Here is a 21,225-nt window from a genome sequence, read left to right on the forward strand (position 1 = left end):
GTATTGCCAACCATCATTCGAGAAATTCCGTGATCGCGGTCGCGATCTCGTCGGCGTGCGTTTCCAGTGCGAAATGGCCGGTGTCGAAAAAGCGCACCACGGCTTGCGGCAGGTCGCGCTTGAATGCCTCCGCGCCGGGAGGCAGAAAGAACGGATCGTTCTTGCCCCACACAGCGAGAAACGGCGGCAGATGCGTGCGGAAATACGCCTGAAACTCGGGGTAGAGCGCAACGTTGTTCCGATAGTCGCGGAACAAGTCGAGCTGGATCTCGTGCGCGCCGGGGCGGTTCATATAGTAGTCGTCGAGCGAATAACCGTCCGGCGACACCGCCGACGTATCGGGCACGCCGTGCGTGTATTGCCAGATCGTCGCTTCGCGCGAGAGCAGTGCACGCAGCGCATCGCGATTGGCCGGCGACGGGTCCTGCCAGTACGCGCGAACCGGATTCCAGCCGTCGCTCAGGCCTTCCTCGTAGGCGTTGCCGTTTTGCGAAATGATCGCCGTGATGCGCTCGGGATGCGCGAGCGCGAGGCGAAAGCCCGTGGGCGCGCCGTAGTCGAACACGTACACCGCGAACCGGTCGAAGCCGATGCGCTCGGTGAAACGCGCGATCACCTTCGCAATATTCTCGAACGTGTACGCGAATTGGCCCCGGTCCGGCAAGTCCGATTGACCGAAGCCCGGCAGATCCGGCGCGACGATGTGAAAGCGGTCGGCGAGCTTCGGGATGAGGTCGCGGAACATGTGGCCAGAACTCGGAAAGCCGTGCAACAGCAGGAGCTTCGGCGCGTCGGCGCGCCCGGCTTCCCGGTAGAACACGTTGAAGCCGTCGACATCGGCACGGCGGTAGGCAATGGCAGTCATGGGTTCCTCCAGTGGTGAGCGGAAAACCGCGCGTTTAGCGCGCAGAGACGGACCGAACGGCTTCGGCGATGACCTCGGTCACGGCGTCGGGGGCCGTGACGCTCGGCGTGTGATCGACTTCATGGGCGCGGACTTGAGCGTTCAGCCGGCTAGCCATGAAGCGCTGCGTATCGGGATCGATCATGCGGTCCTCGTCCGCGACGAGAAACCAGGCAGGCCGGTCTCTCCATAGCGGCCGCGCCACCGCTTCGCCGATACACGCCGCCGCAATCGGGCGCTGGATCGCGGCGAGCGCCGCCGCCTCCTGCGCGGTGGCATGCTGCGCGAACGCGTTCGCAAACGCCTCCTGCGGCAGCCAGATCCAGCCGTGCCGGTCGGGCGCGAGTTGCGGCGCCTGCGGGTGCGTCTTCCCGCGATAGAACACGTCGGCCACGGTTTCGCCTTCGTCGGGCGCGAGCGCGGCCACGTACATCAGCGCCGCGACGTTCGCAGCACGCGTGGCGCCGATTACGGCCCCCCCGTACGCGTGGCCGGCCAGCACGACCGGTCCGTCGATCCGTTCGAGCGTGCGCTCGAGCGCCGCCACATCGTCAGCCAGCGAAGCGAGCGACAGTGGGGCCGCGACGGCGTCGATGCCCTGCCGGTTCAGCCGCTCGATCACCTTGCTCCAGCTCGACCCATCCGCCCAGGCGCCGTGCGCCAGCACCATACTCGTTTCGCCGTGAGACATACCCGCTCCTTATGTAACCGTGTTAACGATATTTTAGAGGTTACTGACCAGAGACGTAACTTGTCAAGGATGATTTTGCTGGTTACACTGAATGCACCCTGATTACCCTTCTGCGGCAAGAAAATGGACTTCCGTCCCATACCGGCGATATTCGTGGCCGACGCGCCGGGGCTCGACTTCCTGAACTCGGTTGCAACACCGGTGGACGTGCCGATCGACTGGATCGCCGACGGCGAAGGTTTGCTGTCCTGGCTCGAACAGGCGGGCATGGTCCCCGCGCCGGCGCTTGCCGCCATGCGCGCGCAGTTCACCGCGGCCGAGTTCGACAGCGTCGCGGGCGAGGCGCGCGCGCTACGCGAATGGTTCAGGACCTTCGTGCGGGAAAGAAAAGGCCTGCCGCTCGCCAGCGGCGATCTCGGCGAACTTGCGCCGCTCAACGATTTGCTCGCGCGTGACGACCGTTATGGCGAAGTCGTTGCGTCCGGCAGTGACGGCGCAGCGGCGTTTGAATACCGCGTGAATCGCCGCTGGAAAACGCCGGAATCACTCTTGATGCCCATTGCCGAGTCGTTGGCGAAACTCGTCTGTGAGCAAGACTTTACGCACGTGAAAGCCTGCGAGGGCCCGAAATGCACGCTGCTGTTCGCCGACCATACGCGCGGGCACGCGCGCCGCTGGTGCAGCATGGCGATCTGCGGGAATCGCGCGAAAGTTGCCGCGCACCGCAAACGGCTCAAGGAACGCGAAAGCGCTTAGGGTCGATTCACGCTGACAACAGGCGTGCGCCCCGGGAGCGGGCCTTGCGGGATCTGGCGGGCCTACCGGAATGGGAGAGGAACGATGACCGCCAGCACCCCAAAGCCCCATGAAAATGGCGCCAGCAACGCCACCCAAAAACCGCAGCAGAAACACACCGAGCATAGCGACGACAAGCGCAGCGCCATGCCCGAGCGCGATGACAAGTCGCGCAAGCAGTCGCCCGCCGACCGCCCCGGCAAGCAGTCCGGCGAAGGGGAGCCTTCGGTGGGCTGATTTCGTTGTCTGCATAGCGAAAGAGGCTTGCATGGTGCAAGCCTCTTTCACGTTGCTGCCTCACATCCTTCGCATGCCTTATCGTATCGTGTCAGTCGCGATCCGGGGCGCCGAGTGGAAAGAGCGGACGATACGGCCGCGCCTCGTTCACGGCCCGCGCGAAGGAAGGGCGCGCGAGCAGGCGCTCGCGATAGGCACGCAGCATGGGATAGGCCGGGGCAATGCGATGCGTCCAGTCCGCATAGAAAAGCGACGAAGACGCGGCGCAGTCCGCCATCGTATAGTCCTCGCCCGCCGCCCACGTTTTGCCTGCCAGATGGCCTTCGAGCCATGCGTAGGCGAGTTCGAGCTTTTCCTGCGCGAAGGCGCGCCCTTCGTCGCGCCTTGCCGGGTCGCCGGTCAACGCGCCGTCAACAGCGCGTTGCACGGGCGTCATGACATGCAGGTCGAAGAAGCGGTCGAGAAAGCGCACGTCGAGCGCGGCCATGGGATCGGCGGGCAGCAGGCGCACCGGCCCGGGATGCGCGAGCTGCAGGTATTCGATGATGATGCTGGTTTCCGCAACGTTGCGCTCGCCATCCACGAGCACCGGAAACTTGCGCAGCGGCCAGCGTTGCAGCCACTGCGCCGTATGCTCGGGCGAATCCGGACCGACGCCGCGGAACTCGAAAGGTGTGTTGTTCTCGTACAGCGCGATGAGCACCTTCTGCGTGTACGAGGAAAACGGATGACCATATAGCGCGAGCGACATCGATGGTGTCTCCTGGTTCGAGCCGGGGAAAGTCGTTGAACCATGCACCGGTTGCGTGCGGATTGCAAGCGTTGCCGGGAACTGCAGCGGCGCGTGTTCGGGGAACTGTACATGGCGGCGACCACATGCGTGGCGTATCGTGGACCGGCGCGGCTCCCTCTTCTTTCCTTTCGATATGCTCAACATCTTCGGCAAAGCATCGTCCATCAACGTTCGCAAGGTGCTCTGGACCTGTGTCGAATTGAACCTTCCCTTCGAGCGCGAGGATTGGGGCTCGGGCTTTCGCTCGGCGCAAACGCCGGAGTTCCTCGCATTGAATCCCAATGCGCTCGTGCCGGTCATCAAGGACGGCGATTTCGTTCTGTGGGAGTCGAACACCATCATCCGCTATCTGGCGTCGCGTTATGGCGGCGCGCAGCTCTATCCTGCCGATGCGTTCGGGCGGGCTCGCGTCGATCAATGGATCGACTGGCAGGCGACCGGCGCGTTCGTCGCCGGCGCGCAATTCTCGCTTGCGGATATTCCCGTTGGGCTGTCGGTGAACCGCTGGTTCGGCACGCCGTTCGAGCATCCGCATTTGCCCGCTGTTGCTGCGTATTTCGAACGGCTTGCCGAACGGCCCGGGTTTGCCGTGCATTGCGCAAACGGGACGCCGTGAGGAACGGCGCGGGCCGCAGGTCAACTTGCGAGGTCACTCAGGCAGGGAAGTCAGTCGATGTCGACAGCGCCTGCCACGTTTGCGTTTCCTGCGTCACGTAAGCGTTTTTCGCAGCGATGGCAGCGAGCGTGTCCGTGCCGAGCGGAAGGCGCAACGGCGGGTTCGACGCGTCGACGAGCGTGATCAACGCTGCGGCAAGCTTCGTCGGGTCGCCGGGCTGGTTGTGGTTCATTTGCACGGCCTTGCGGCGAACTGCGCCCGAGGTTTCGTCGTAGTCGTCGATCACGTGGGGCGCGACGAGCAGCGAGGACGCATCCAGAAAGTCGGTACGAAAATAGCCCGGCTCGACAACGGTCGCGTGAATGCCCAGCGGCTTCAACTCGGCATGCAACGCTTCCGTAATGCCTTCGACGGCAAACTTCGTCGACGAGTACACGCCAAACCCGGCCGGGGCCCGGTAGCCGCCAATCGATCAAATATTGATCACGTGGCCCGAGCGATTGGCGCGCATCGTCGGATATCTACTACAGGCATCGAACCGAACAATCGCTGCGCGTGAAGACGTTCATCGACTTCATGGTCGGGCGCATGGCCGGCAACCGAAACTTTTTCCTCGATCCGTCCGAGCTTCGCGCCGGGTAGGATTCGCGCGTGAACGCCGGGCCGTGCACAATACCGTCATGCAAGCTCAAGACCTCGAACGCCTTGTCACCCTCGCCATGCCCTTCGGCAAATACAAGGGCCGGCTCATCGCCGACCTGCCTGGGCATTACCTCAACTGGTTCGCCCGCGAAGGGTTCCCGCCGGGCGAGATCGGCCGTCTGCTCGCGCTGATGCAAGAGCTGGACCATAACGGCCTGAAGGGCTTGCTCGAGCCGCTGCGCAAACGCGGCTAGCGCCAACCCGGCACCTGGCGGAGAATGCCCGTGCGAATCTCTTGCGAGGCTGCCCGACATGGCGAAATTTCAGCCCGATGGATGGCATACCGTCACGCCCCGAATCGTCGTACGCGACGCGGAGAACCTGGTCGCCTTCATCAAGACGGTGTTTGAGGCACAGGGCGCGTTCCGCCATGGGCTGCCTGCCGAAATCAGGATCGGCGATTCCGTGGTGATGGTTAGCGGCTCAGACGGTCTGCGCGAGCCGATGCCGGCATTTCTGTACGTCTACGTTCAGGACACCGATTCGACCTACCAGCGAGCGATTGCGGCTAACGCGGTCTCGCTCGAAGTTCCGGCCGACCTGCCATACGGCGACAGGCGCGCGATGGTCAGAGATCCGTGGGGAAATACCTGGCAGATCGCCACCCATCAGCGCGACCTCTCGGCTGCCGAGATCCGTTCAAGGATGGCCAGCGAAGGTTAGGCCGATATTCGACCATTACGCGAATGGGGATTGCAGGACGATCGCATCGTCGCGTTCAGGGCCGGTAGTGACCATCGCCGCGGGAACGCCGACTTCGTTCTGAATCGCTTCGATCAGCGCTGCTGCCTGCGGCGGCAGGTCGCCATAGGAGCGCACGCCACGGGTCGAATCGGCCCAGCCCTCGAAGCGCCTGAGAACCGGCTGCAGGCGCTGCTGCTCGGCGTTCGTGGATGGCATGTAGTCGATGCGCGCCCCATCGAGCATATAGCCTACACAGAGCTGCACCGACTCGAAGCCATCGAGCACATCGAGCTTGGTCAGCGCGAGCTGGTTGATGCCTGCGACTTTGCAGCTTTGACGCAACTGCACGGTGTCCAGCCAGCCGCAGCGGCGCGGACGGCCGGTGTTGACCCCGTACTCGCCGCCGCGCTGCCGGAGCACGTCGCCGAGCGCGCCGTCCAGTTCCGACGTGAACGGACCTTCGCCAACACGCGTTGCATAGACCTTGCTGACGCCAAGCACGCGCCCTAGTTGCGACGGAGCGATGCCGGCGCCGCTGGCTGCGCCGGCGGCAATGGTGCTCGACGACGTCACATAGGGGTAGCTGCCCCAATCCACGTCGAGCATGACCGCTTGCGAGCCTTCGAATACCACGCGCTTGCCCAACGAACGGGCGTGGTCGAGCTGCTCCCAGACGCGGCCCACGAACGGCAGGATGCGCGGCGCCATGGCGAGCAGGCCGCTCAACATCGGCTCGCGCGGGAACGGCTCCTGGCCCGAGCCGCGAAGCCAGGCGTTATGGTGCTCGAGCAGAACCTCGAGCTTCTGGGCCAGCAGTTCCGGTTCAGCCAGGTCGCACACGCGCAGGCCGCGACGCCCGACCTTGTCTTCGTATGCCGGACCAATGCCGCGCAAAGTGGTGCCGAGCGGCTTCGCGCGCATCCGTTCCTGGGCAGCGTCAATCGCGCGATGCACCGGCAGGACCAGCGTGGCCGTCTCGGCAATCTGCAGTACCTCCGGCGTGACGCGGATGCCCATCGCCGCCATGCGGTCGATCTCCGCGAGCAGCGCCTCGGGATCGAGCGCGACGCCATTGCCGATCAGGCCAAGCTTCCCGCGCACGACGCCGCTGGGAAGCAGCGCAAGCTTGTAGGTCTGGCCGTCCACCACCAGCGTGTGCCCGGCGTTGTGCCCACCGTTGTAACGGACAACGATATCCGCCTTCTCCGCGAGCCAATCCACGATCCGGCCCTTTCCCTCATCGCCCCACTGCGCGCCGACCACGACGACATTCGACATGCGAGATTTCCCCTGGTGAGTTAATCGAACAGATCCAGAACCGGAACTGCTGCAAGGGGCTCAATATAGGGCTACGCTGCTGCCACGAAAAGCGATGTAAACTCACGGTGCTTGTCAGAAAAAGTCACATAGGAGTGTGGGTTGATGTCGCGTCGTCTACCGCCGTTGAACGCCCTGCGCGTATTCGAAGCCGCCGCCCGCGCGGAGAGCTTTTCGGTGGCGGCCGAGGAGCTTTGCGTCACGCACGGGGCCGTTAGCCGACAAGTTCGGCAACTGGAGGACTGGCTTGGACTCGACCTGTTCGAGCGTCGCGGCCGCAGGGTCGTCTTGACCGCGTCGGGGCGCGCCTACCTGGCCGAGGTATCGGCGGCGCTGGATCGCATCGCGCTGGCAACCAGTGAGCAGCTTCGGGCCACGCGCGCGCAGATCGTGAGGGTCAACGCGCCGACGACGTTCGCGTTGCGCTGGCTATTGCCGCAACTTTCCAGCTTCCAGCTGACCAATCCGGCGGTCGAGGTTCGGCTGACGACTTCGGACGAGCCAATCGAAAAGCTCGGCGACGAATGCGACGTGGCGATTCGCGGAAGCGAGCAGAAGTCGGCGGGGTATGCGGTCAAGGAGTTTTTATCGGAAGTCCGGCTGCCGGTGTGCTCACCCAAGGTGCTGGAGTCTCACCCGATACACCGCGTTTCGGACCTGGCGCACCACACCCTGCTTCACACGGCGACCTACCCCGGCCTTTGGGCGGAATGGCTTGCGGCGAGCGGCCACCCAGGGCTTGCCACGCGCCATTCCCAGCAACTGGATCACTTTTATTTGACCCTGCAAGCCGCCATTGACGGTCTGGGGATTGCAATGGGCCCTACCGCGCTTGTCGCGCTCGACGTCAAAGAGGGCCGTCTCGTGTTCCCGTTCGACGGCCCCGCCCTACCGGCATGGCGCTACTGCAGCTATGTCCGCGACGCGCGCCTCGACGATCCGGCAATCAACACCTTTCTGGCTTGGTTGCGCGAACTCGGCCAGCGCTTTTCACATCATGCGTAGCGCCAGATGGCGCATCGCATGTTCCGCGCTCACGGGTTGACAGCCTGGATTCGATGCTTTAAAAAGTAAAGCATGAAGATTCCACGGCCAGGACAACCCGTTCGCGGCTCGACCACCGGACGGCCAATCATGGTCGTGCTGGACCTGCTCGGGCGGCGTACCGCACTGCGGATACTGTGGGAACTTCGCGGCGAGGCGATGACGTTTCGCGCGCTCCAGGAAGCGTGCGACACGAATGCCCGCCTGCTCAATACGCGGCTCGCGGAATTGCGGGCGTCCGGTCTCGTCGAGCACGGCGATGGCGGTTACCGAATGACAGCCGAAGGCAGGAAGCTTTTGACCGCATTGCAGCCGCTGCTGGCCTGGGCGCATCAGTGGGCCGAGCGCGATCCGCAAGGGTTTGAAGCCGCCGATCCCGATCACGCCGACCGCGAGGCGTAATTCGCGGTTTTTCGTACAAGGGATGTTGCACACCGTGAACCATCTCCGCTGGAAGATCGTGGCATTGCTCGTTGCGCCACTGACGTTCGTGATGACGCTCGACCGCACGGCCATGGCCGTCGCGGCCCCGACGATACAGAACGAACTGGGCCTGTCGATCGTCGAGATGTCGATGATTCTCACGATCTACTTCTGGGCCTATGCAATCGGCCAGATACCGGCCGGCCGCGCTGCCGAACGCTTCGGGTCGCGCAAGGTGCTGTTCGGCACGAGCACGCTCTGGTCGCTCATGATGCTTGCCACGCCCCTGGGCACCTCGTTCGCCTGGCTCTTCGGGTGCCGCCTCGTGCTGGGCGGGGCGCAGTCGGCGGACTGGTCGAGCAGTGTCGTCGCGCTCAAGCGCTGGGTTCCGGCCAGCGAGCGCGCAAAAGGCAATGCGCTCCTGCTCGCAGGACTTTATCTCGGCCCGATCGTTTCAGCGCCGCTTACGGCGTGGACCATCGCGCGGTTCGGCTGGCATGCCGTCTTCTTCGGATTCGGCGCACTGGGCCTGCTGCTCGGCGCGATCTGGTGGTTCGGCTACCGCGACACGCCGGCGGCACATCCGCTCATCACGAAGGCAGAGGTCGAGTACATCGCAGCCGGCCAGCCACCCGAGCGCGCGGCAGCGAGAGGCGCGCTCAGGCGCTGTCTGAGGCAGTGGCGCTTCTGGATCTTCGGTGTCCAGTACTTCCTGCTGGTGCTGATCCAGAGCTTCTATACGACGTGGCTGCCAACCTACCTCATGCGTGCACGCGGGCTTTCGCTCAAGGCGATGGGCCTCTACGCATCGTTGCCCTGGGTTGCCGTGTTCGTGGCGGTATTCGTCGCAGGCGCGTTCAGCGACTGGCTGCTTCGAAGGACCGGCTCGATCTATCGGGCGCGCACGCCCGTTGCGATGACCGGATTTGTCGTGAGCGCAACCGCATTGACGGCGGCTTCGCGCGCGGATTCGATTGCGATGGTCATCGGCTTGCTGTGCCTGTCCTTTGCCGCGGTGGGATTCGTGCAGGTGGTCGTGTGGTCTGCCACGCAGGATCTCGGGCGCGCGTTTGCCGGTGTCATGTCGGGCTGGACAAACGTGTGGGGGGCCCTCTCGAACGTCGCGGGCCCCATGACGCTGGCTTTGATCGTCAAGGTCACGCATAGCTGGGCAAGCGGCATGATCGTAATCGGCGCGGCGGCCGCCTGCGGTGCGCTGCTATGGCTGTTCGTGCACCCCGAGCGCCCCTTGCTCGGTGACGAGGCGGCCGGACCGCTGCCGCCCGCTGAGACGGGCGCGGCAACAGAGTCCATCGGGAACGCAGGAGTTTCGCGCCATGATGCGCGCGAGACCGATGCCGATGCCGGAGAGGTGTCCGAGCAGAATCGCTGAGTCAGAGCACGAGGATCATCTCGTGCCACACCATGCCACCGTGGTCGGAGTCGGACGGTCTCACGTACTCGTAGCCGAACTTCCGGTACAGATCGACGTGCCGGTCCTTGCACATCAGGTGGATGGTGGCTTTGCCCAACGCTCGCATGCGGCCAACGAAGGTCTCCATCAGCAGCGTCGAGTAGCCTTTGCCTTGCTCGGCGGGGTCGACGACGACGGACAGCGAAACTGAGCGCGAAATGAGCGCGCCCCGCCGCGAGATCTTCCAGCGAATCGCGATGACTGGAGTACACGACGTTCACTCGCAAGTCAGGTGCAAGAGCCTGTATGCGCGACAGCGCGTGACTGCATGCAGATGCGCTCAATGGATTGGGCGTTAAGCGCCTGCCCCGACATCACATCAGGCTCTGTCGGATCGCCGCCAAGCCCAGTTACTGCCCGCCAAACGGCTTTTTGACCGTCAACTTGTTGGTAACGGATGTGACGCCCGGAACGCCTTTCGCGATCTCGCTCACTTTGTCGATCTGCGATGCATCGACCACGGTGCCGTCGAGCGTCACTGCGCCGCCCTTCGCGATGACGCTGATGTTGCCAGCGTTGATCTCGTTGTTGTGCGTGACGATCGCGGAGTAGACCTTGCGGCGCAGCGCATGATCGGCTTTTCGGATGTCTTTCGCCGTCATGCTGCCCGAGGCCGCAACCGCGGTTCCGTTCGAAGCGGCGCTCGTTTCGCTTACACCCACCTGCGCCCAGGCATGAACCGATGCCAACGCGATCAATACGCCGCCCGCGATCCCGAGCGCCCAGTTTGTTTTCATTGCATGTTCCACTTGTTATCTGCGTGGGGAGATCAGAAGCTATGGCGGATACCGACCATCGCCGCCGTGGTTGACCTGCCTTCCGGAACGGGCGCACCGTAGGTGATTGTCTGGCTCATGTTGCCGCGGTTGTTGACATAGCCGACCTGCGTGTAGGCGAGGGTGGTTTTGGACAGGTTGTATTCGGCGCCCAGCGCAAACTCGTTCGATTGACTGGATGAGTGGTTACGATCCTTCAGGTAATAGAAGCCCGAGGTGACCTTGAAAGCCGGGCTGAACTTGTAGCCGAGCCCCCCGGAAATCATCTCGAAGTTGGCGTGGCCACTGTTCGCGGGGTTCTTGCCGATGCTGTATGACGTTGACACGGAAAAATCGTGGAAGGTGTACTGCGCGCCCAGATACCAGAAGCGGTTGTTGGCCAAGCCGGTCGACGGCGCCGTGACGATTGTCGTGGGGCCCGTCTGCGTGAATGGATTCGTGTCGTGACCGTTGTAGTAGACAGCTGCCAGGTTCAGGCCATAGTTCGAATACTGCAGCACGGCGGACTCGCGCGTGCCGCCCTGGAACCGACCCGGAACGCCGCCGGGAGCATACTCGAGCGCAAGCGACGCGCCGTAGAACTTCGGCGACCGGTAGACGATCGCGTTGTCGTCGTACAGCGCGCCGATCGGGCCGTTCGTGCTGAGGCCCTGCCAGCCCGCGGCCTGGTTCATGCCTAGCCATGCGGTCAGGATACTGCCGAAGTACTGGGCGTTCCGTACGTCCGTATCTGCCATCGCATAGATCATCGGCACGATCTGCCGGCCCATGTCGATCGTACCGAACGGGCTCGATACACCCACCGTCGTCTGCTGGTTGAACAGCGCTGTGGCACCCGGCGTGTCGGCCAGCCCGGGCTTGCCGTTCGAACTGTTGAATGACCCCTGCAACCTGAAACCGACCTTGTAGCCACCCCCGATGTCTTCGCTGCCCTTGAGACCCCAGATGCTCGAATAGATCCCGCCATCCTTGAGCTCGTAGACATGGCCGAGGTTCACTTTCGACTGAAAGTTCGCTGCATTCGCGCTCTGATACAACAACCCCGAATCGATGACGCCATACAGCGTCACCGATGACTGCGCGTACGTGGTGCCTCCCATTGCAGCCAGCACAACTGCCACCAACCACTTCAGTTTCATTTTGTCTCCTGTTTGGTATATCCAAGCAACCCGTAACGACGTCCATCCGCGTTCGATACCAAGCAACCATCCGCCCGGAAATCAGACCAGCAGATAGTCATGGAACGCTTCGCGCAGCTGGTTCTTCAGCACCTTGCCGGTGGCACCCATGCGCAGCGCCTCGACGAACACGACCGCGTCCGGCATCCACCGCTTCGCAATCTGCGGTCAGGGATCTGCATGAAGCCGTCCGCATCGATCGTCGCGATATCGCCGGTCGGGAACCAGCAACTGCTTTTGCAGCATCAATCCGTTCACTCTCGCAATCCATTTTCTAAAACATCGCAGTCGTGGCGCGGCGTCAAACGGCACGCGAATGTGGGTCGGCGGCGTTCGACCGCCGCTGCGATTTCGGCCTTCTGCTGGTCAGTCATCCGATCCCATAGGCCAATCTCACGGAGCGTTCTCCAGCACCCCTGGCAGAACTTACCGCTCGGGTCCATCCGGCAGATATTGATGCACGGGTTGATGACGTGATCGCTTCGGGTCACGTGGCGCTCCGGTCAGATCACCACGCCACCGTTGGGGCTGATCACCTGGCCCACGAGGTAGTGATCGCCAGCCAGGTAGGTCACCGTCGAGGCGTATTCCTCCATCGTGCCCAGGCGTCCGGCGGGTATCAGCTGCCAGAACTGGTTGCACTTTTCCTCGCCTGCGGCCTTGAAGTATTGGGTGAATTCGGGCGTGGCCACGCCGCCTGGCGCCATCGCATTGACGAAGATGTTGGCACCCGCCACCTCGGCCGCAACCGACTTCGTGAAAGCAATTACCGCACCCTTGGTCGCACAATAGTGCGGACTGTGCGCGCTCATTGCCGACATGCCGGCAATCGACGCGATGTTGATGATCCTGCCGTCGCGCTGCGGCTCCATCAGCCTGAGCGCTTCGCGTGTGCAATAGAAGAGGCCGTGCACATTGACATCCCAGTAGCGATGCCACTCTTCATCGCTGATGGTGCCGGTAAAGCCCAGTGACTGCCGCGGCACGGGCGTGGTGATGTAGGCGTAGTGCTGGTTGCGGCGCATCGTATCTAGCGGCGTGTTCGGCACGCGCGCAGCATTGTTGACCAGAATGTGCAACGTGCCGAAGCGTTGGACGATGGCGGCAAACAGCCGGGCAACTTCGCTGCTCGACGAGACATCGCAGCGTAGCGCGAGACACTGCGCGCCGGCTGCTTCCACCGCCGCGCGCGTTGCTTCGAGCGCTGGCATGTCGATGTCGCAGATCGCGATGTCCGCGCCCGTGCGGGCCAGGTCGATGGCAATGGCGCCGCCCATGCCGCGGCCGGCACCCGTAACAAGAGCGATACGCCCAGCCAGATTCTGACGTTGGTTTTGCATTCTCAGGATCTCGCAGGTTGAACATGTTCGGTTGAGGCAACGCGCTGCCTGCCTGAGGCGCGCGCCGCAAGAGCGAACCAGACGGCCGAGCTGATCGCCAGCACATCGTTGACGAACAGGACGCCCGTCAATGGTGCGGTGCTGCCTGCATGCTTCAAATGGTCAGCCAGCATGCCAATGGCCACCGTGCCAATGGCGAGCGCGAATACATTGATCAACAACATCGTGAAGCCAGTCACCGTCGAGCGCATCTTTGCCGGCGTCATGCTGGTTATGGCCGTCAGGGCCGAGCCATAGGCCGCCATCGGCAGAAAGAATCCGGCACACATGCCGATATAGAACAGGGGCGAGCCGGCCGGTACGAATCGATATGCCAGCATCAACGGGGCGCAGATCAGGACGAGCAACGCCATGAAGCTTGCGTGTCCCCCGCGCAGGCGCCTCGCCGCGCGATCCCCCACTGCGCCTCCGGCTGCCGCGCCAAGCGTGCCGAATACCAGCTGCAACGCCCCGATCCGTGTGGCAATACCGGCCGCATCCATGCCTCGCTCGTCGACGAGCCAGAGCTGCGTGAAGGAGAAGCTGGCAAAAACCAGATGCACCAGCACGAAACCGACAATCGTGAAACCCAGTGCACGATTACTGCCAACGGTGCGCAACGCGGCGCGCGCCTGCTCAAGGAATGGTGCGCCGCGCTCCTGCGGCGCGAGTGCGCTTCGGTCTTCCCTGAGCAGCGCCAGCGGCAGCGCAATCGCAATGCCAATCACGCCCAGCGCATGGAACGTGGAGCGCCACCCGAGCGTGGCGCCAAAGCTGCCAGCAAGCAGGAAACTGCAGCCGACACCCAGCGGAATGCCCATGAAGAAGAGCCCCAGTGCCGTGCCACGCCGCCTGCCGGAGAAGAGTTCAGCCAGCAGGGCCACTGCGGCAGGGACCAGCGCCGCCTCTCCGCTGGCAACAAAAAAACGGGCCACCACCATCTGCCCGAAGCTCTGGGCGTGGCCCGACGCCAGGGTGCAAACGCTCCAGATCAGCACACCGGCAGCGATGATCCGGGGGCGGCTGAAACGGTCGGCGAGCGTACCCATGAACATCGCCATCACGCCAAAACTCAGTACCCACACCGCGCCGGCGAGAAACCCGTATTGCGTATGGCTGAGCGCCAGGTCCCGGATGATCTGCGGCGAGAACCCCAGCAGCATGTTGCGGTCGATGTGCGCCAGCAGGTGAATTACCAGCAGGGTCGCCAGGACGGCAGCGGGGCTTTTCTTCCAGAACATCATCTGTCTCCATGCCTGATGGGTTGGACTGCATGCGAGGCGCAGTATGTTGCCGCCCCTGCACCTCGACATGCCGGTCAGGCAACCTTGCGTGCCGGCACGCCGCGCTGCTCGGGTGCCCGGTTCGGCACCATGCCCAGCCTGTCCAGCGTCTCCTCAACAGACTTCCATTGGGTACCGATCTGGTAGATGTCGCGTGCCTCCGCCGCACTGGCGACGTCACGATTGAGTTCGCGCGCAATGCGCACCATCTGCTCGATCTGCCGCACGGAGGTAGCACGTTTGCCGTCCGGGCCGAGCAGCGTGTCCTCGATACCGACGCGCACATGGAGGCCCAGCGCGATGGCCATCGTGTTCATCGGCACGACATTGCGGCCCAGCGTTTCGATCGTGAGCACGGCACCGTCCGGCGTGCGACGCGCGAACTCCAGCATGTCGGCCGGATGCAGCCCTGCAGCGCCGCCGCCGATGGCCACGTAATTGAGGTTGAGCGGGCCGGTATAGACGCCCTTGCGGATCAGACGCTCGAGCGTTTCGAACTGCGCGAGATTGCCCAGCATGAATTGCGGCTGGATGCCGGCGGCAAACAGCCGCCGGATGTGCTCGACATGCCACGACGGATTGGACGGCGAGATCATGTCGCGGTAAGCCGCCTGAAGCGCGGGGTTCATGAACGAGGTGCCGGCGATGTCGGCCTCGGTCAGCAACTCCATGATGTTCATCTGGCCCGTGTTGATCGCCACGGTCACCTGTTCGGGACGCGGGTCCAGTTCCGCGAGCATGTGGCGCGTGTCGTCGTTCGCCCATTTCGCCATTTCGCCGTCGCTTTCCGGTGCGAACGAGATCGAACCGCCGACCTGCAGGATCATCTTCGGCACCGCTTCGCGCAGAAGGGCGAGCATCTCGTTGAACTTCGACAGACGCTTGCTGCCCTTGCCATCCTCTTCGCGCACGTGCACGTGCAGCACCGTCGCGCCTGCGTTGTAGCAGTCCACGGCCTTCTGCACCTGTTCTTCCATCGTGACCGGGATATCGTCTGAATCACCGGGGATCCATTGCGGCCCGTACGGCGCCACCTGAATGACCAGTTTTTGCTGATTTTCAGGCAGCAGCGAGTCGTCCATGAAATGCATGATGTGTATTCCTTATCAAGAATGGGGTTGGTGTGTTGGTGGCGTCAGGCAGCAGCCTGTGCCCCCCTGCACTTTGCCTGCTCAAACGCGGCCAGCTCCTCCAGCAGGATTGGTGCGCCGAGACTGGACGAATGAATGCCAAGGACACTGACGGCCTGCAGAACCGCTGCGATCTCTTCCTTCGTGGCGCCCAGTTCGAGCGCCTTGCGGATATGGCGGCGCGTGCCCGGCGCATACATGTGCGTGCAGGACGAATCGACTGCGATGGCAAGGAACTCGAGCACCTTGGGTTCAAGCACCCCGGACACCATGGTGTGTGCGCCCATCGTCATGAATTTCTCGGCCCACACGGGATCGAGTTCGGCAATGGCATCCCACGCAGGATTCCAGTTGCCTGTGGCGCGCAGCTGATCGCACACTGTCGTGGCGCTGTGGTTCGTCTCATTGCTCATTGCCTGTGTCCTCGGTATTCCTGAAAGAATCGGTAGATTGCCCGGTGCTGTGCCAACGGAGACAAGTATCCGGGTTCGGCAGGAAGACGTTTGACGGATTGGGACAAATAATTTACATTCTGGGACGCTACGGGAAAACGATATGTCCTATCTGCTTCGCAGTGCAGCCCTCACCAATTACGTCGAGGTGGCCCGGTCGCTGGGTCTCGATCCCTATCAGCAGTTGGGCGACGCAGGAATTGAGCGGTCTGTGCTGCTCGACCCCGACATCATGATTCGGGCCGAGGCGGTCGCGCGGCTGCTGGAGACATCGGCCCGGTCCGCAGCGGTCGAGGATCTGGGGCTGCGCATGGCCGAGACCCGCCACATCTCGAACCTCGGCGCGCTCGGATTTGTAATGCGGGAACAGCCAACGCTGCGAAAGGCGCTGGAATCCGCGTCGCACTACCTTCGGCTGCAGAACGAGGCAGTGGTGATGCGTATCGAGGAATCGGAGGGTCTGGCGGTCATCCGCGAGGACATCGTGGGCGGCATACCGGGTTCGATGCGTCAGGCAACGGAGCTGGTACTGGGGGTCCTCTACCGCGTACTGGGCATGGTGCTGGGCGCCGCCTGGAAACCCCGCACCGTCTGCTTCACGCATCATGCTCCGGCCGGCACGACGATTCATACGCGCGTATTTGGCGTGACCGTCGAATTCAACCAGGATTTCGACGGCATTGTGTGTCTCGCGTCCGATCTTGACGCCGCGATCCCTGCCTACGATCCGGTCATGGCGCAGCAGGTGCGCCGCTACCTGGATTCGATGCTGCTGCAGTCCAGCGCGACGATGCCCGACAAGATCAGGAAGCTGATCGTTGCGCTACTGCCTTCAGGCACCTGTTCGGTCGATCGGATTGCGCAGCATCTGGGCATGGATCGCAGGACTGTGCATCGCCATCTCGCACCGTACGGCGAGAGTTATCTGTCGATTGTCGATTCGGTACGGATAGAGATGGTGAAGCGGTATGTCGGTAGCGGCAACAGGCCGCTGTCTGAAGTCGCCTCACTGATCGGATTCTCGTCGTTGAGTGCGTTCTCCCGCTGGTTCAGCGGACGCTTCGGGTGCAGCGTTTCTAAGTGGCGCCGCGAAGAGGCACAACGAAGCGCAAGCGCCGATGATAAGTTCGTTTAGCGCTGCAAGCGCATTGGTCTGCGAATTATTGGAGCAGGATGGGCGGTTTGGTCGAGGATGCAACGAGTTTGATCATCGGTGGATTGTCCGTTTCCGACGTTCGAATGTCCGCCAGAAAGCGCGGTCGAACGGCCGTAGGTGGCCGAGTCCTGCCACCTCATTGCAGGGCTGGAATCAGGGAGGATTCGAAGCGCCTCATGCCGGAAGGAGCTATCCCGGCGACTTCAACCATTTCGCATGCGTGCAACTAATGCGACCAAGCGAGCACTCATTTCCTTGGCCGGCAAGTGCGCGAGCCAGCCGTGACCAGGAAGCAGCCATTCGAAACGATACACGGCCAGCTTGCTGAGCGATTCGGTGAGCTCGGTCCATGAGTACCAGCACGCGTCCCTGAATGCGACGAGGTCCTGCTCGCGTGGGCTCCAGGCAAGCGAATCACCCGAGCAGAGAATGCGATCGTCGAGGAGATACACGACGCTACCCCGAGTGTGACCGGGCACGGGGACTGCCTGTACACCAGCCGCAATGGTCGGCGCCGACACGTCGTCGAGCAGATCCGTTGCATAGGGGGCAGCCGAACTGTCCTCCCGGTGAATCCAGACGCGCGCGCCGAATCGACGCGCGTATTTGTCCGCGTCTGCGACGTCGTCACGATGCGACAAAAGAATGTGTGCGATGCCACCGGCGTCGTCGAACCATTTGACGAGCTCTGCCGCATAGCGCGGTGAGTCGATCAGCAGATTGCCGTCCGCACGCGAGGCAAAATAAGAATGTGCGCCAAACGATGAGCGTGAGTTGAATCCGCAGCGCCACACGCCTGATGTGATCTGCTGTGGAAAGATCACCGCGTTCGGACGAAGCTGCTTCGTTTCGCTGCGTACCGATGCTGTCGGGCATACGAACACCGCACGCCAGGCAGCAAGCTGCTCTTCCGGCGTGCCGGGCTGCCGAACGAAGATACTTTTGTCGTTTCGCTCGACGATCAGCCCGGGCGCGACATGACGCGATGCACCGCAATTGATGCACGCTGTGTCGATATACCACTCTCCAGGCGCGGAGTCGGTATTGCGTGGTGGCTTCATTCGATGCTCGGGTCCTGACAACGCATGGCAACCTCACAGTCCCATCATAGACCTTTCAACCGCCAAAGACACGACCGGAGCAACGGGAGGAAGTCGGAGCCACGAGCTTCGTAGCGCGTCACCTCTTGCCTAACCGTCATTGCACGAATTTGGGCCGCTGGCGAAGGCGCCAGATCGACCCAATGCCGTCATTCGACTCGCTAGTATTTGACTGAGCGCTCGTGCGAGTCCGACGGCCGTTCGCGCATGATCGACTGCGGCACGCGGCGTCACCCAACGATCGGCTACGAGGCACCGCTGCCCTTTGAAACAATGACCGACGCCAAATTCAAGGTGTCCACGGTCCGTGGGCAAGATAAGTGCTGCCATGGGATCCGGATGGCTGACATTGTCATTCGCAACAATCACGCGAACGACGCTATTTGGCCGAACCCAGAACTTTCTGCAGCCGGACATGCTCTTCCAGAGAGCCAGCTAAATGAACTGCCCTTCGAGAACTTCCTTTGACGCTGATTGCCGTGTCGTAACAGTTCGCTGACAATGATGCAGGCATGCAATTACGCCGTCGGGCTTGCGGTCGTCAACCGACACATCGCGACTGCGGCGCCGTTCACGATGGGCGCGCGCTCCGTGGATCGGCCGGCAAACTCCGCCTGCGCAATGCCTTGCCGGACGCCGCCACAAACGCTCCCCGATGCCTCATTGATGCAGAATCGGCGCAATGGCCACAACGACACGACCTGAATACGATGGACGACCCAGAATCGCTTTCCCTGGCACTGCCCGACGGCACTAAGGTCTCTGCGCTCCTCCGAGTGCCGGAGGACGCGCGAGCCCTGTATGTCTTCGCGCACGGTGCCGGGGCGGGCATGCAGCATGCCGGCATGTCGTCATTGGCCGACGCGCTTGCGGCGGCCGATGTCGCCACATTGCGCTACCAGTTTCCGTACATGGAGCGGGGCTCCAAGCGGGTGGACTCGCCGGCCGTGGCACATGCTGCCGTGCAGGCAGCAGTCGCAGAGGCACGCCGGCGGCTGCCAGCCCTGCCGCTCTTCGCGGGCGGCAGGTCGTTCGGCGGCCGCATGACGTCCCAGGCCCAAGCCATCGCCCTGCTCGACGGCGTGCGTGGCCTCGCTTTCGTCGCATTCCCGCTGCACCCGGCGGGCGCGCCCGGCGTGGAGCGGGCACGGCACCTGGCGGACGTCACGGTGCCGATTCTCTTCCTGCAGGGCACGCGCGACAAGCTGGCCGAGCTTCACCTGCTGAGGTCGGTCGTCGAGACGCTGGGGCCACGCGCCACGCTGCATGTGGTGGACGACGCAGATCATTCCTTCCACGTGCGCGCGTCCTCCGGCCGGACCGACGCGGAGGTCGTGCTCGAACTGGCACGGACGATGTCGGCGTGGTTCTTCGCCGAAGGAGAGTTCGTGCCAGTTACCTGAGCAAGCGCAGGAATGCTAGTAGCAGAGTCGGGACGGGGAGCCGGCGAACTCGCCGTGCTGCACTCGCCCGCTCAATCCCTTCGCTATCCGCAGATGGTCTGTCGCATAGCCACGATAAGCGACGCCTGTCGCGTCAGAGGGATGGTGTCGGCAACTTCGCTGCTGTAGTTGGCGCTCGTTGGTGGAGAGACCCTAAGTCGTATCTCACGCAATTCGTGGCGTCAAACTGTGTCGGTGGATGAGTCCAGGAAATCAGGCGCGAGTCGATAAATCTACAAAGACTTCAACTGAACCGAAGATCGAGTAGAGCCCGATTGGGAGTGCGGGAACGTCCGTTAAGGCTTGAGAAGCGGCCGACTATGTTTTTGGCTCTAACGTCGCTTCCTGGCCGGGTTCTGCCTGTCGTCGAACCACGGCGAGCATCGCCACCTGGCCGAGCGGCGACGTCCTCGAAGACCTTTACTTTCGGGCGATCTTCGGGGGACATCGAGCACGGTTACCGGCCTGCGCCCAGTTCCTGCTGTCGCCGCACTCGCGCGTGCTCCTCAAGACGTGTCTCTTCGAGTTCCTGCAGCACTCCATCGAGGTCTACAGGTCGCGTGTCGACTTCGATGCGACCGGTCAGTTCGGCATCGACATGCAGCCGCCCTGCTTCAAAGAGCGCCCAGATCTCCGTGCCATAACTCGCGGTGAGTATTTGCGGTGCAAACCGCCCGAAGTACGCGGCCAGGTTGTCGACGTCTCGCTTGAGCATCGAGGCGGCTTCGTTGTTGCCGGCTGCGTCGACGGCCTGCGGCAGATCAATGATCACCGGCCCATCCGCTGCCAGCAGGATGTTGTATTCCGATAGGTCGCCGTGAATCACCCCTGCGCAGAGCATGCGGACAACCTGGTTCAGCAGCAGCGCATGCAGTTCGAGGGCGCGGGCTTCGGTCAGATCGACATCGTTGAGCCGTGGTGCGACGTCACCCACCTCGTCGATCACCAGCTCCATCAGCAGCACGCCGTCGGTACAAATGTAGGGTTGCGGCACGCGTACACCTGCGTCGGCAAGCCGGAACAGCGCGTCGACTTCAGCGTTCTGCCATGACGCTTCCTGCATCTGACGGCCGTAGCGCGTACCTTTTTCCATCGCCCGCGCCTGCCGGCTGTTCTTGACCTTGCGACCGTCCCGATACGACGCGGCTTGCCGAAAACTGCGCTGCTTCGCGTCCTTATAAACCTTGGCGCAACGCGTCGATTCGCCACTGCGCACGACGTAGACTGTTGCCTCCTTGCCGCTCATCAACTGGCCGATGACTTCGTCGATAAGTCCTTCTTCGAGAAGTGGTGCAAGTCGTTTGGGTATTTTCATGCGATCGTCCGCCGTGCATGGCCCGCTGAGGTATGCGCGACCAAAAAACCGATGAATCGGGCAGCCGGTGCTGGCGGCCGTAAGCTTGCCGCGTGGGAGATGGATGGAGTCATGCCGGATTATAAACGTGGCCGAGGACGAGCCGACGCAAATCTCCCGGCGACTGCGTAGATGCATTGCGCCGCAGTTCCAGACCGCTCGCTGCCCGGCGCGACGGGCGGCACGCGACCCGTCGCAGCCGGTCGAGCAGTCTATGTCCTAAGGGTAGGTATCGGAGTGAAACGGTCATTCCGTGCCGTCGCCTGGGGGACAAGTCATCGGCCTCTGCGGACGC

General features: G+C 62.8%; 24 protein-coding genes and 4 pseudogenes. 12 read left to right on the forward strand and 16 right to left on the reverse strand.

The features are described from left to right. Positions 1–13: 13 nt before the first annotated feature. The gene (locus M3A49_RS24980; RefSeq protein ID WP_266231466.1) at positions 14–865 is read right to left on the reverse strand and encodes an alpha/beta fold hydrolase; all 852 of its coding nucleotides are present in this window, start codon (positions 863–865) and stop codon (positions 14–16) included. A 34-nt stretch (positions 866–899) separates the two neighbouring features. Further along, on the reverse strand, positions 900–1,595 hold the full coding sequence (locus tag M3A49_RS24985) for an alpha/beta fold hydrolase (protein ID WP_266231467.1): 696 nt from the start codon (positions 1,593–1,595) through the stop codon (positions 900–902). 123 nt (positions 1,596–1,718) lie between these two features. Between M3A49_RS24985 and M3A49_RS24990 the strand changes: the two genes are divergently transcribed. Both M3A49_RS24990 and M3A49_RS24995 read left to right on the forward strand, forming a co-directional pair. Further along, on the forward strand, positions 1,719–2,351 hold the full coding sequence (locus tag M3A49_RS24990) for a CGNR zinc finger domain-containing protein (protein ID WP_266231468.1): 633 nt from the start codon (positions 1,719–1,721) through the stop codon (positions 2,349–2,351). 84 nt (positions 2,352–2,435) lie between these two features. Continuing rightward, on the forward strand, positions 2,436–2,627 hold the full coding sequence (locus M3A49_RS24995) for a hypothetical protein (protein ID WP_266231469.1): 192 nt from the start codon (positions 2,436–2,438) through the stop codon (positions 2,625–2,627). A gap of 91 nt (positions 2,628–2,718) precedes the next feature. Here the strand turns inward: M3A49_RS24995 and M3A49_RS25000 are convergent, their stop codons facing one another. Continuing rightward, positions 2,719–3,378: a glutathione S-transferase family protein gene (locus M3A49_RS25000; protein WP_254353144.1), complete on the reverse strand. Its 660-nt coding sequence runs from the start codon at positions 3,376–3,378 to the stop codon at positions 2,719–2,721. A gap of 175 nt (positions 3,379–3,553) precedes the next feature. On the opposite strand from M3A49_RS25000, the gene M3A49_RS25005 reads away from it, so the two are divergent. After that, on the forward strand, positions 3,554–4,036 hold the full coding sequence (locus tag M3A49_RS25005; protein WP_266231552.1) for a glutathione S-transferase family protein: 483 nt from the start codon (positions 3,554–3,556) through the stop codon (positions 4,034–4,036). A gap of 37 nt (positions 4,037–4,073) precedes the next feature. Here M3A49_RS25005 and M3A49_RS25010 read toward each other — a convergent pair. Beyond that, positions 4,074–4,553: pseudogene (locus M3A49_RS25010) on the reverse strand (SDR family NAD(P)-dependent oxidoreductase); the annotation flags it as partial. A 2-nt stretch (positions 4,554–4,555) separates the two neighbouring features. On the opposite strand from M3A49_RS25010, the pseudogene M3A49_RS25015 reads away from it, so the two are divergent. From M3A49_RS25015 to M3A49_RS25025, 3 genes and pseudogenes are all read left to right on the forward strand, one after another. Then, positions 4,556–4,678: pseudogene (locus M3A49_RS25015) on the forward strand (LysR family transcriptional regulator); the annotation flags it as partial. Positions 4,679–4,716: 38 nt separating this feature from the next. Then, a complete protein-coding gene (locus tag M3A49_RS25020) occupies positions 4,717–4,932 on the forward strand; it encodes a DUF3820 family protein (RefSeq protein WP_028208077.1) in 216 nt (71 codons plus the stop codon). 58 nt (positions 4,933–4,990) lie between these two features. Further along, entirely contained in the window at positions 4,991–5,401 is a 411-nt protein-coding gene (locus M3A49_RS25025) for a VOC family protein (protein WP_266231470.1), read from the forward strand. A 15-nt stretch (positions 5,402–5,416) separates the two neighbouring features. Here M3A49_RS25025 and M3A49_RS25030 read toward each other — a convergent pair whose 3' ends face one another. Then, a complete protein-coding gene (locus tag M3A49_RS25030; RefSeq protein ID WP_266231471.1) occupies positions 5,417–6,700 on the reverse strand; it encodes an adenylosuccinate synthase in 1,284 nt (427 codons plus the stop codon). Positions 6,701–6,844: 144 nt separating this feature from the next. Between M3A49_RS25030 and gcvA the strand changes: the two genes are divergently transcribed. From gcvA to M3A49_RS25045, 3 genes are all read left to right on the forward strand, one after another. Continuing rightward, a complete protein-coding gene (gcvA, locus tag M3A49_RS25035) occupies positions 6,845–7,744 on the forward strand; it encodes a transcriptional regulator GcvA (RefSeq protein ID WP_254353140.1) in 900 nt (299 codons plus the stop codon). Positions 7,745–7,873: 129 nt separating this feature from the next. Then, on the forward strand, positions 7,874–8,185 hold the full coding sequence (locus M3A49_RS25040; protein ID WP_254353139.1) for a winged helix-turn-helix transcriptional regulator: 312 nt from the start codon (positions 7,874–7,876) through the stop codon (positions 8,183–8,185). 34 nt (positions 8,186–8,219) lie between these two features. After that, the gene (locus M3A49_RS25045; protein ID WP_266231472.1) at positions 8,220–9,599 is read left to right on the forward strand and encodes an MFS transporter; all 1,380 of its coding nucleotides are present in this window, start codon (positions 8,220–8,222) and stop codon (positions 9,597–9,599) included. A gap of 1 nt (position 9,600) precedes the next feature. On the opposite strand, the pseudogene M3A49_RS25050 reads toward M3A49_RS25045, so the two are convergent. The 9 genes and pseudogenes from M3A49_RS25050 to M3A49_RS25090 all read right to left on the reverse strand — a co-directional run. Beyond that, positions 9,601–9,828, reverse strand: a pseudogene (locus M3A49_RS25050) (GNAT family N-acetyltransferase); the annotation flags it as partial. A 202-nt stretch (positions 9,829–10,030) separates the two neighbouring features. After that, a complete protein-coding gene (locus M3A49_RS25055) occupies positions 10,031–10,417 on the reverse strand; it encodes a BON domain-containing protein (RefSeq protein ID WP_266231473.1) in 387 nt (128 codons plus the stop codon). Positions 10,418–10,449: 32 nt separating this feature from the next. Beyond that, positions 10,450–11,595, reverse strand: coding sequence for a porin (locus M3A49_RS25060; protein WP_266231474.1), 1,146 nt, complete (start codon positions 11,593–11,595; stop codon positions 10,450–10,452). An 81-nt stretch (positions 11,596–11,676) separates the two neighbouring features. Continuing rightward, a pseudogene (locus M3A49_RS25065) lies at positions 11,677–11,861 on the reverse strand (hypothetical protein); the annotation flags it as partial. 27 nt (positions 11,862–11,888) lie between these two features. Then, complete coding sequence (locus M3A49_RS25070) at positions 11,889–12,125, reverse strand: DUF1289 domain-containing protein (RefSeq protein ID WP_266231475.1); 237 nt, start codon at positions 12,123–12,125, stop codon at positions 11,889–11,891. A gap of 12 nt (positions 12,126–12,137) precedes the next feature. Further along, positions 12,138–12,974 (reverse strand): SDR family NAD(P)-dependent oxidoreductase, encoded by an 837-nt coding sequence (locus tag M3A49_RS25075; RefSeq protein ID WP_266231476.1) that lies wholly within the window; start codon positions 12,972–12,974, stop codon positions 12,138–12,140. A 2-nt stretch (positions 12,975–12,976) separates the two neighbouring features. After that, positions 12,977–14,257, reverse strand: coding sequence for an MFS transporter (locus tag M3A49_RS25080; protein ID WP_323183247.1), 1,281 nt, complete (start codon positions 14,255–14,257; stop codon positions 12,977–12,979). A 74-nt stretch (positions 14,258–14,331) separates the two neighbouring features. Further along, on the reverse strand, positions 14,332–15,387 hold the full coding sequence (locus M3A49_RS25085) for a 3-keto-5-aminohexanoate cleavage protein (protein ID WP_266231477.1): 1,056 nt from the start codon (positions 15,385–15,387) through the stop codon (positions 14,332–14,334). A 44-nt stretch (positions 15,388–15,431) separates the two neighbouring features. Continuing rightward, positions 15,432–15,839, reverse strand: a complete 408-nt coding sequence (locus tag M3A49_RS25090; protein WP_266231478.1) for a carboxymuconolactone decarboxylase family protein — start codon at positions 15,837–15,839, stop codon at positions 15,432–15,434. Positions 15,840–15,981: 142 nt separating this feature from the next. Between M3A49_RS25090 and M3A49_RS25095 the strand changes: the two genes are divergently transcribed. Then, entirely contained in the window at positions 15,982–17,013 is a 1,032-nt protein-coding gene (locus tag M3A49_RS25095; RefSeq protein ID WP_266231479.1) for an AraC family transcriptional regulator, read from the forward strand. 224 nt (positions 17,014–17,237) lie between these two features. Here the strand turns inward: M3A49_RS25095 and M3A49_RS25100 are convergent, their stop codons facing one another. After that, entirely contained in the window at positions 17,238–18,095 is an 858-nt protein-coding gene (locus M3A49_RS25100) for an MBL fold metallo-hydrolase (RefSeq protein WP_266231480.1), read from the reverse strand. A gap of 246 nt (positions 18,096–18,341) precedes the next feature. Here M3A49_RS25100 and M3A49_RS25105 point away from each other — a divergent pair, with 246 nt between their 5' ends. Continuing rightward, a complete protein-coding gene (locus M3A49_RS25105; RefSeq protein ID WP_266231481.1) occupies positions 18,342–18,602 on the forward strand; it encodes a hypothetical protein in 261 nt (86 codons plus the stop codon). A 242-nt stretch (positions 18,603–18,844) separates the two neighbouring features. Then, complete coding sequence (locus M3A49_RS25110; RefSeq protein WP_266231482.1) at positions 18,845–19,537, forward strand: alpha/beta family hydrolase; 693 nt, start codon at positions 18,845–18,847, stop codon at positions 19,535–19,537. A gap of 496 nt (positions 19,538–20,033) precedes the next feature. Here M3A49_RS25110 and M3A49_RS25115 read toward each other — a convergent pair whose 3' ends face one another. Further along, positions 20,034–20,891 (reverse strand): PA4780 family RIO1-like protein kinase, encoded by an 858-nt coding sequence (locus M3A49_RS25115; RefSeq protein WP_266231483.1) that lies wholly within the window; start codon positions 20,889–20,891, stop codon positions 20,034–20,036. Positions 20,892–21,225: the final 334 nt, after the last annotated feature.

Origin of the sequence: Paraburkholderia sp. CNPSo 3076 (assembly GCF_026343935.1) — a bacterium.
Lineage (GTDB): Bacteria > Pseudomonadota > Gammaproteobacteria > Burkholderiales > Burkholderiaceae > Paraburkholderia > Paraburkholderia nodosa.

Bases quoted from the DNA above. Each gene is read 5' to 3' on its own strand.
- M3A49_RS24980 (WP_266231466.1), bottom strand. From the start codon at position 865: ATGACTGCCATTGCCTACCGCCGTGCCGATGTCGACGGCTTCAACGTG.
- M3A49_RS24985 (WP_266231467.1), bottom strand. From the start codon at position 1,595: ATGTCTCACGGCGAAACGAGTATGGTGCTGGCGCACGGCGCCTGGGCG.
- M3A49_RS24990 (WP_266231468.1), top strand. From the start codon at position 1,719: ATGGACTTCCGTCCCATACCGGCGATATTCGTGGCCGACGCGCCGGGG.
- M3A49_RS24995 (WP_266231469.1), top strand. From the start codon at position 2,436: ATGACCGCCAGCACCCCAAAGCCCCATGAAAATGGCGCCAGCAACGCC.
- M3A49_RS25000 (WP_254353144.1), bottom strand. From the start codon at position 3,378: ATGTCGCTCGCGCTATATGGTCATCCGTTTTCCTCGTACACGCAGAAG.
- M3A49_RS25005 (WP_266231552.1), top strand. From the start codon at position 3,554: ATGCTCAACATCTTCGGCAAAGCATCGTCCATCAACGTTCGCAAGGTG.
- M3A49_RS25020 (WP_028208077.1), top strand. From the start codon at position 4,717: ATGCAAGCTCAAGACCTCGAACGCCTTGTCACCCTCGCCATGCCCTTC.
- M3A49_RS25025 (WP_266231470.1), top strand. From the start codon at position 4,991: ATGGCGAAATTTCAGCCCGATGGATGGCATACCGTCACGCCCCGAATC.
- M3A49_RS25030 (WP_266231471.1), bottom strand. From the start codon at position 6,700: ATGTCGAATGTCGTCGTGGTCGGCGCGCAGTGGGGCGATGAGGGAAAG.
- gcvA (WP_254353140.1), top strand. From the start codon at position 6,845: ATGTCGCGTCGTCTACCGCCGTTGAACGCCCTGCGCGTATTCGAAGCC.
- M3A49_RS25040 (WP_254353139.1), top strand. From the start codon at position 7,874: ATGGTCGTGCTGGACCTGCTCGGGCGGCGTACCGCACTGCGGATACTG.
- M3A49_RS25055 (WP_266231473.1), bottom strand. From the start codon at position 10,417: ATGAAAACAAACTGGGCGCTCGGGATCGCGGGCGGCGTATTGATCGCG.
- M3A49_RS25060 (WP_266231474.1), bottom strand. From the start codon at position 11,595: ATGAAACTGAAGTGGTTGGTGGCAGTTGTGCTGGCTGCAATGGGAGGC.
- M3A49_RS25075 (WP_266231476.1), bottom strand. From the start codon at position 12,974: ATGCAAAACCAACGTCAGAATCTGGCTGGGCGTATCGCTCTTGTTACG.
- M3A49_RS25080 (WP_323183247.1), bottom strand. From the start codon at position 14,257: ATGATGTTCTGGAAGAAAAGCCCCGCTGCCGTCCTGGCGACCCTGCTG.
- M3A49_RS25085 (WP_266231477.1), bottom strand. From the start codon at position 15,387: ATGCATTTCATGGACGACTCGCTGCTGCCTGAAAATCAGCAAAAACTG.
- M3A49_RS25090 (WP_266231478.1), bottom strand. From the start codon at position 15,839: ATGAGCAATGAGACGAACCACAGCGCCACGACAGTGTGCGATCAGCTG.
- M3A49_RS25095 (WP_266231479.1), top strand. From the start codon at position 15,982: ATGTCCTATCTGCTTCGCAGTGCAGCCCTCACCAATTACGTCGAGGTG.
- M3A49_RS25100 (WP_266231480.1), bottom strand. From the start codon at position 18,095: ATGAAGCCACCACGCAATACCGACTCCGCGCCTGGAGAGTGGTATATC.
- M3A49_RS25105 (WP_266231481.1), top strand. From the start codon at position 18,342: ATGATCGACTGCGGCACGCGGCGTCACCCAACGATCGGCTACGAGGCA.
- M3A49_RS25110 (WP_266231482.1), top strand. From the start codon at position 18,845: ATGGACGACCCAGAATCGCTTTCCCTGGCACTGCCCGACGGCACTAAG.
- M3A49_RS25115 (WP_266231483.1), bottom strand. From the start codon at position 20,891: ATGAAAATACCCAAACGACTTGCACCACTTCTCGAAGAAGGACTTATC.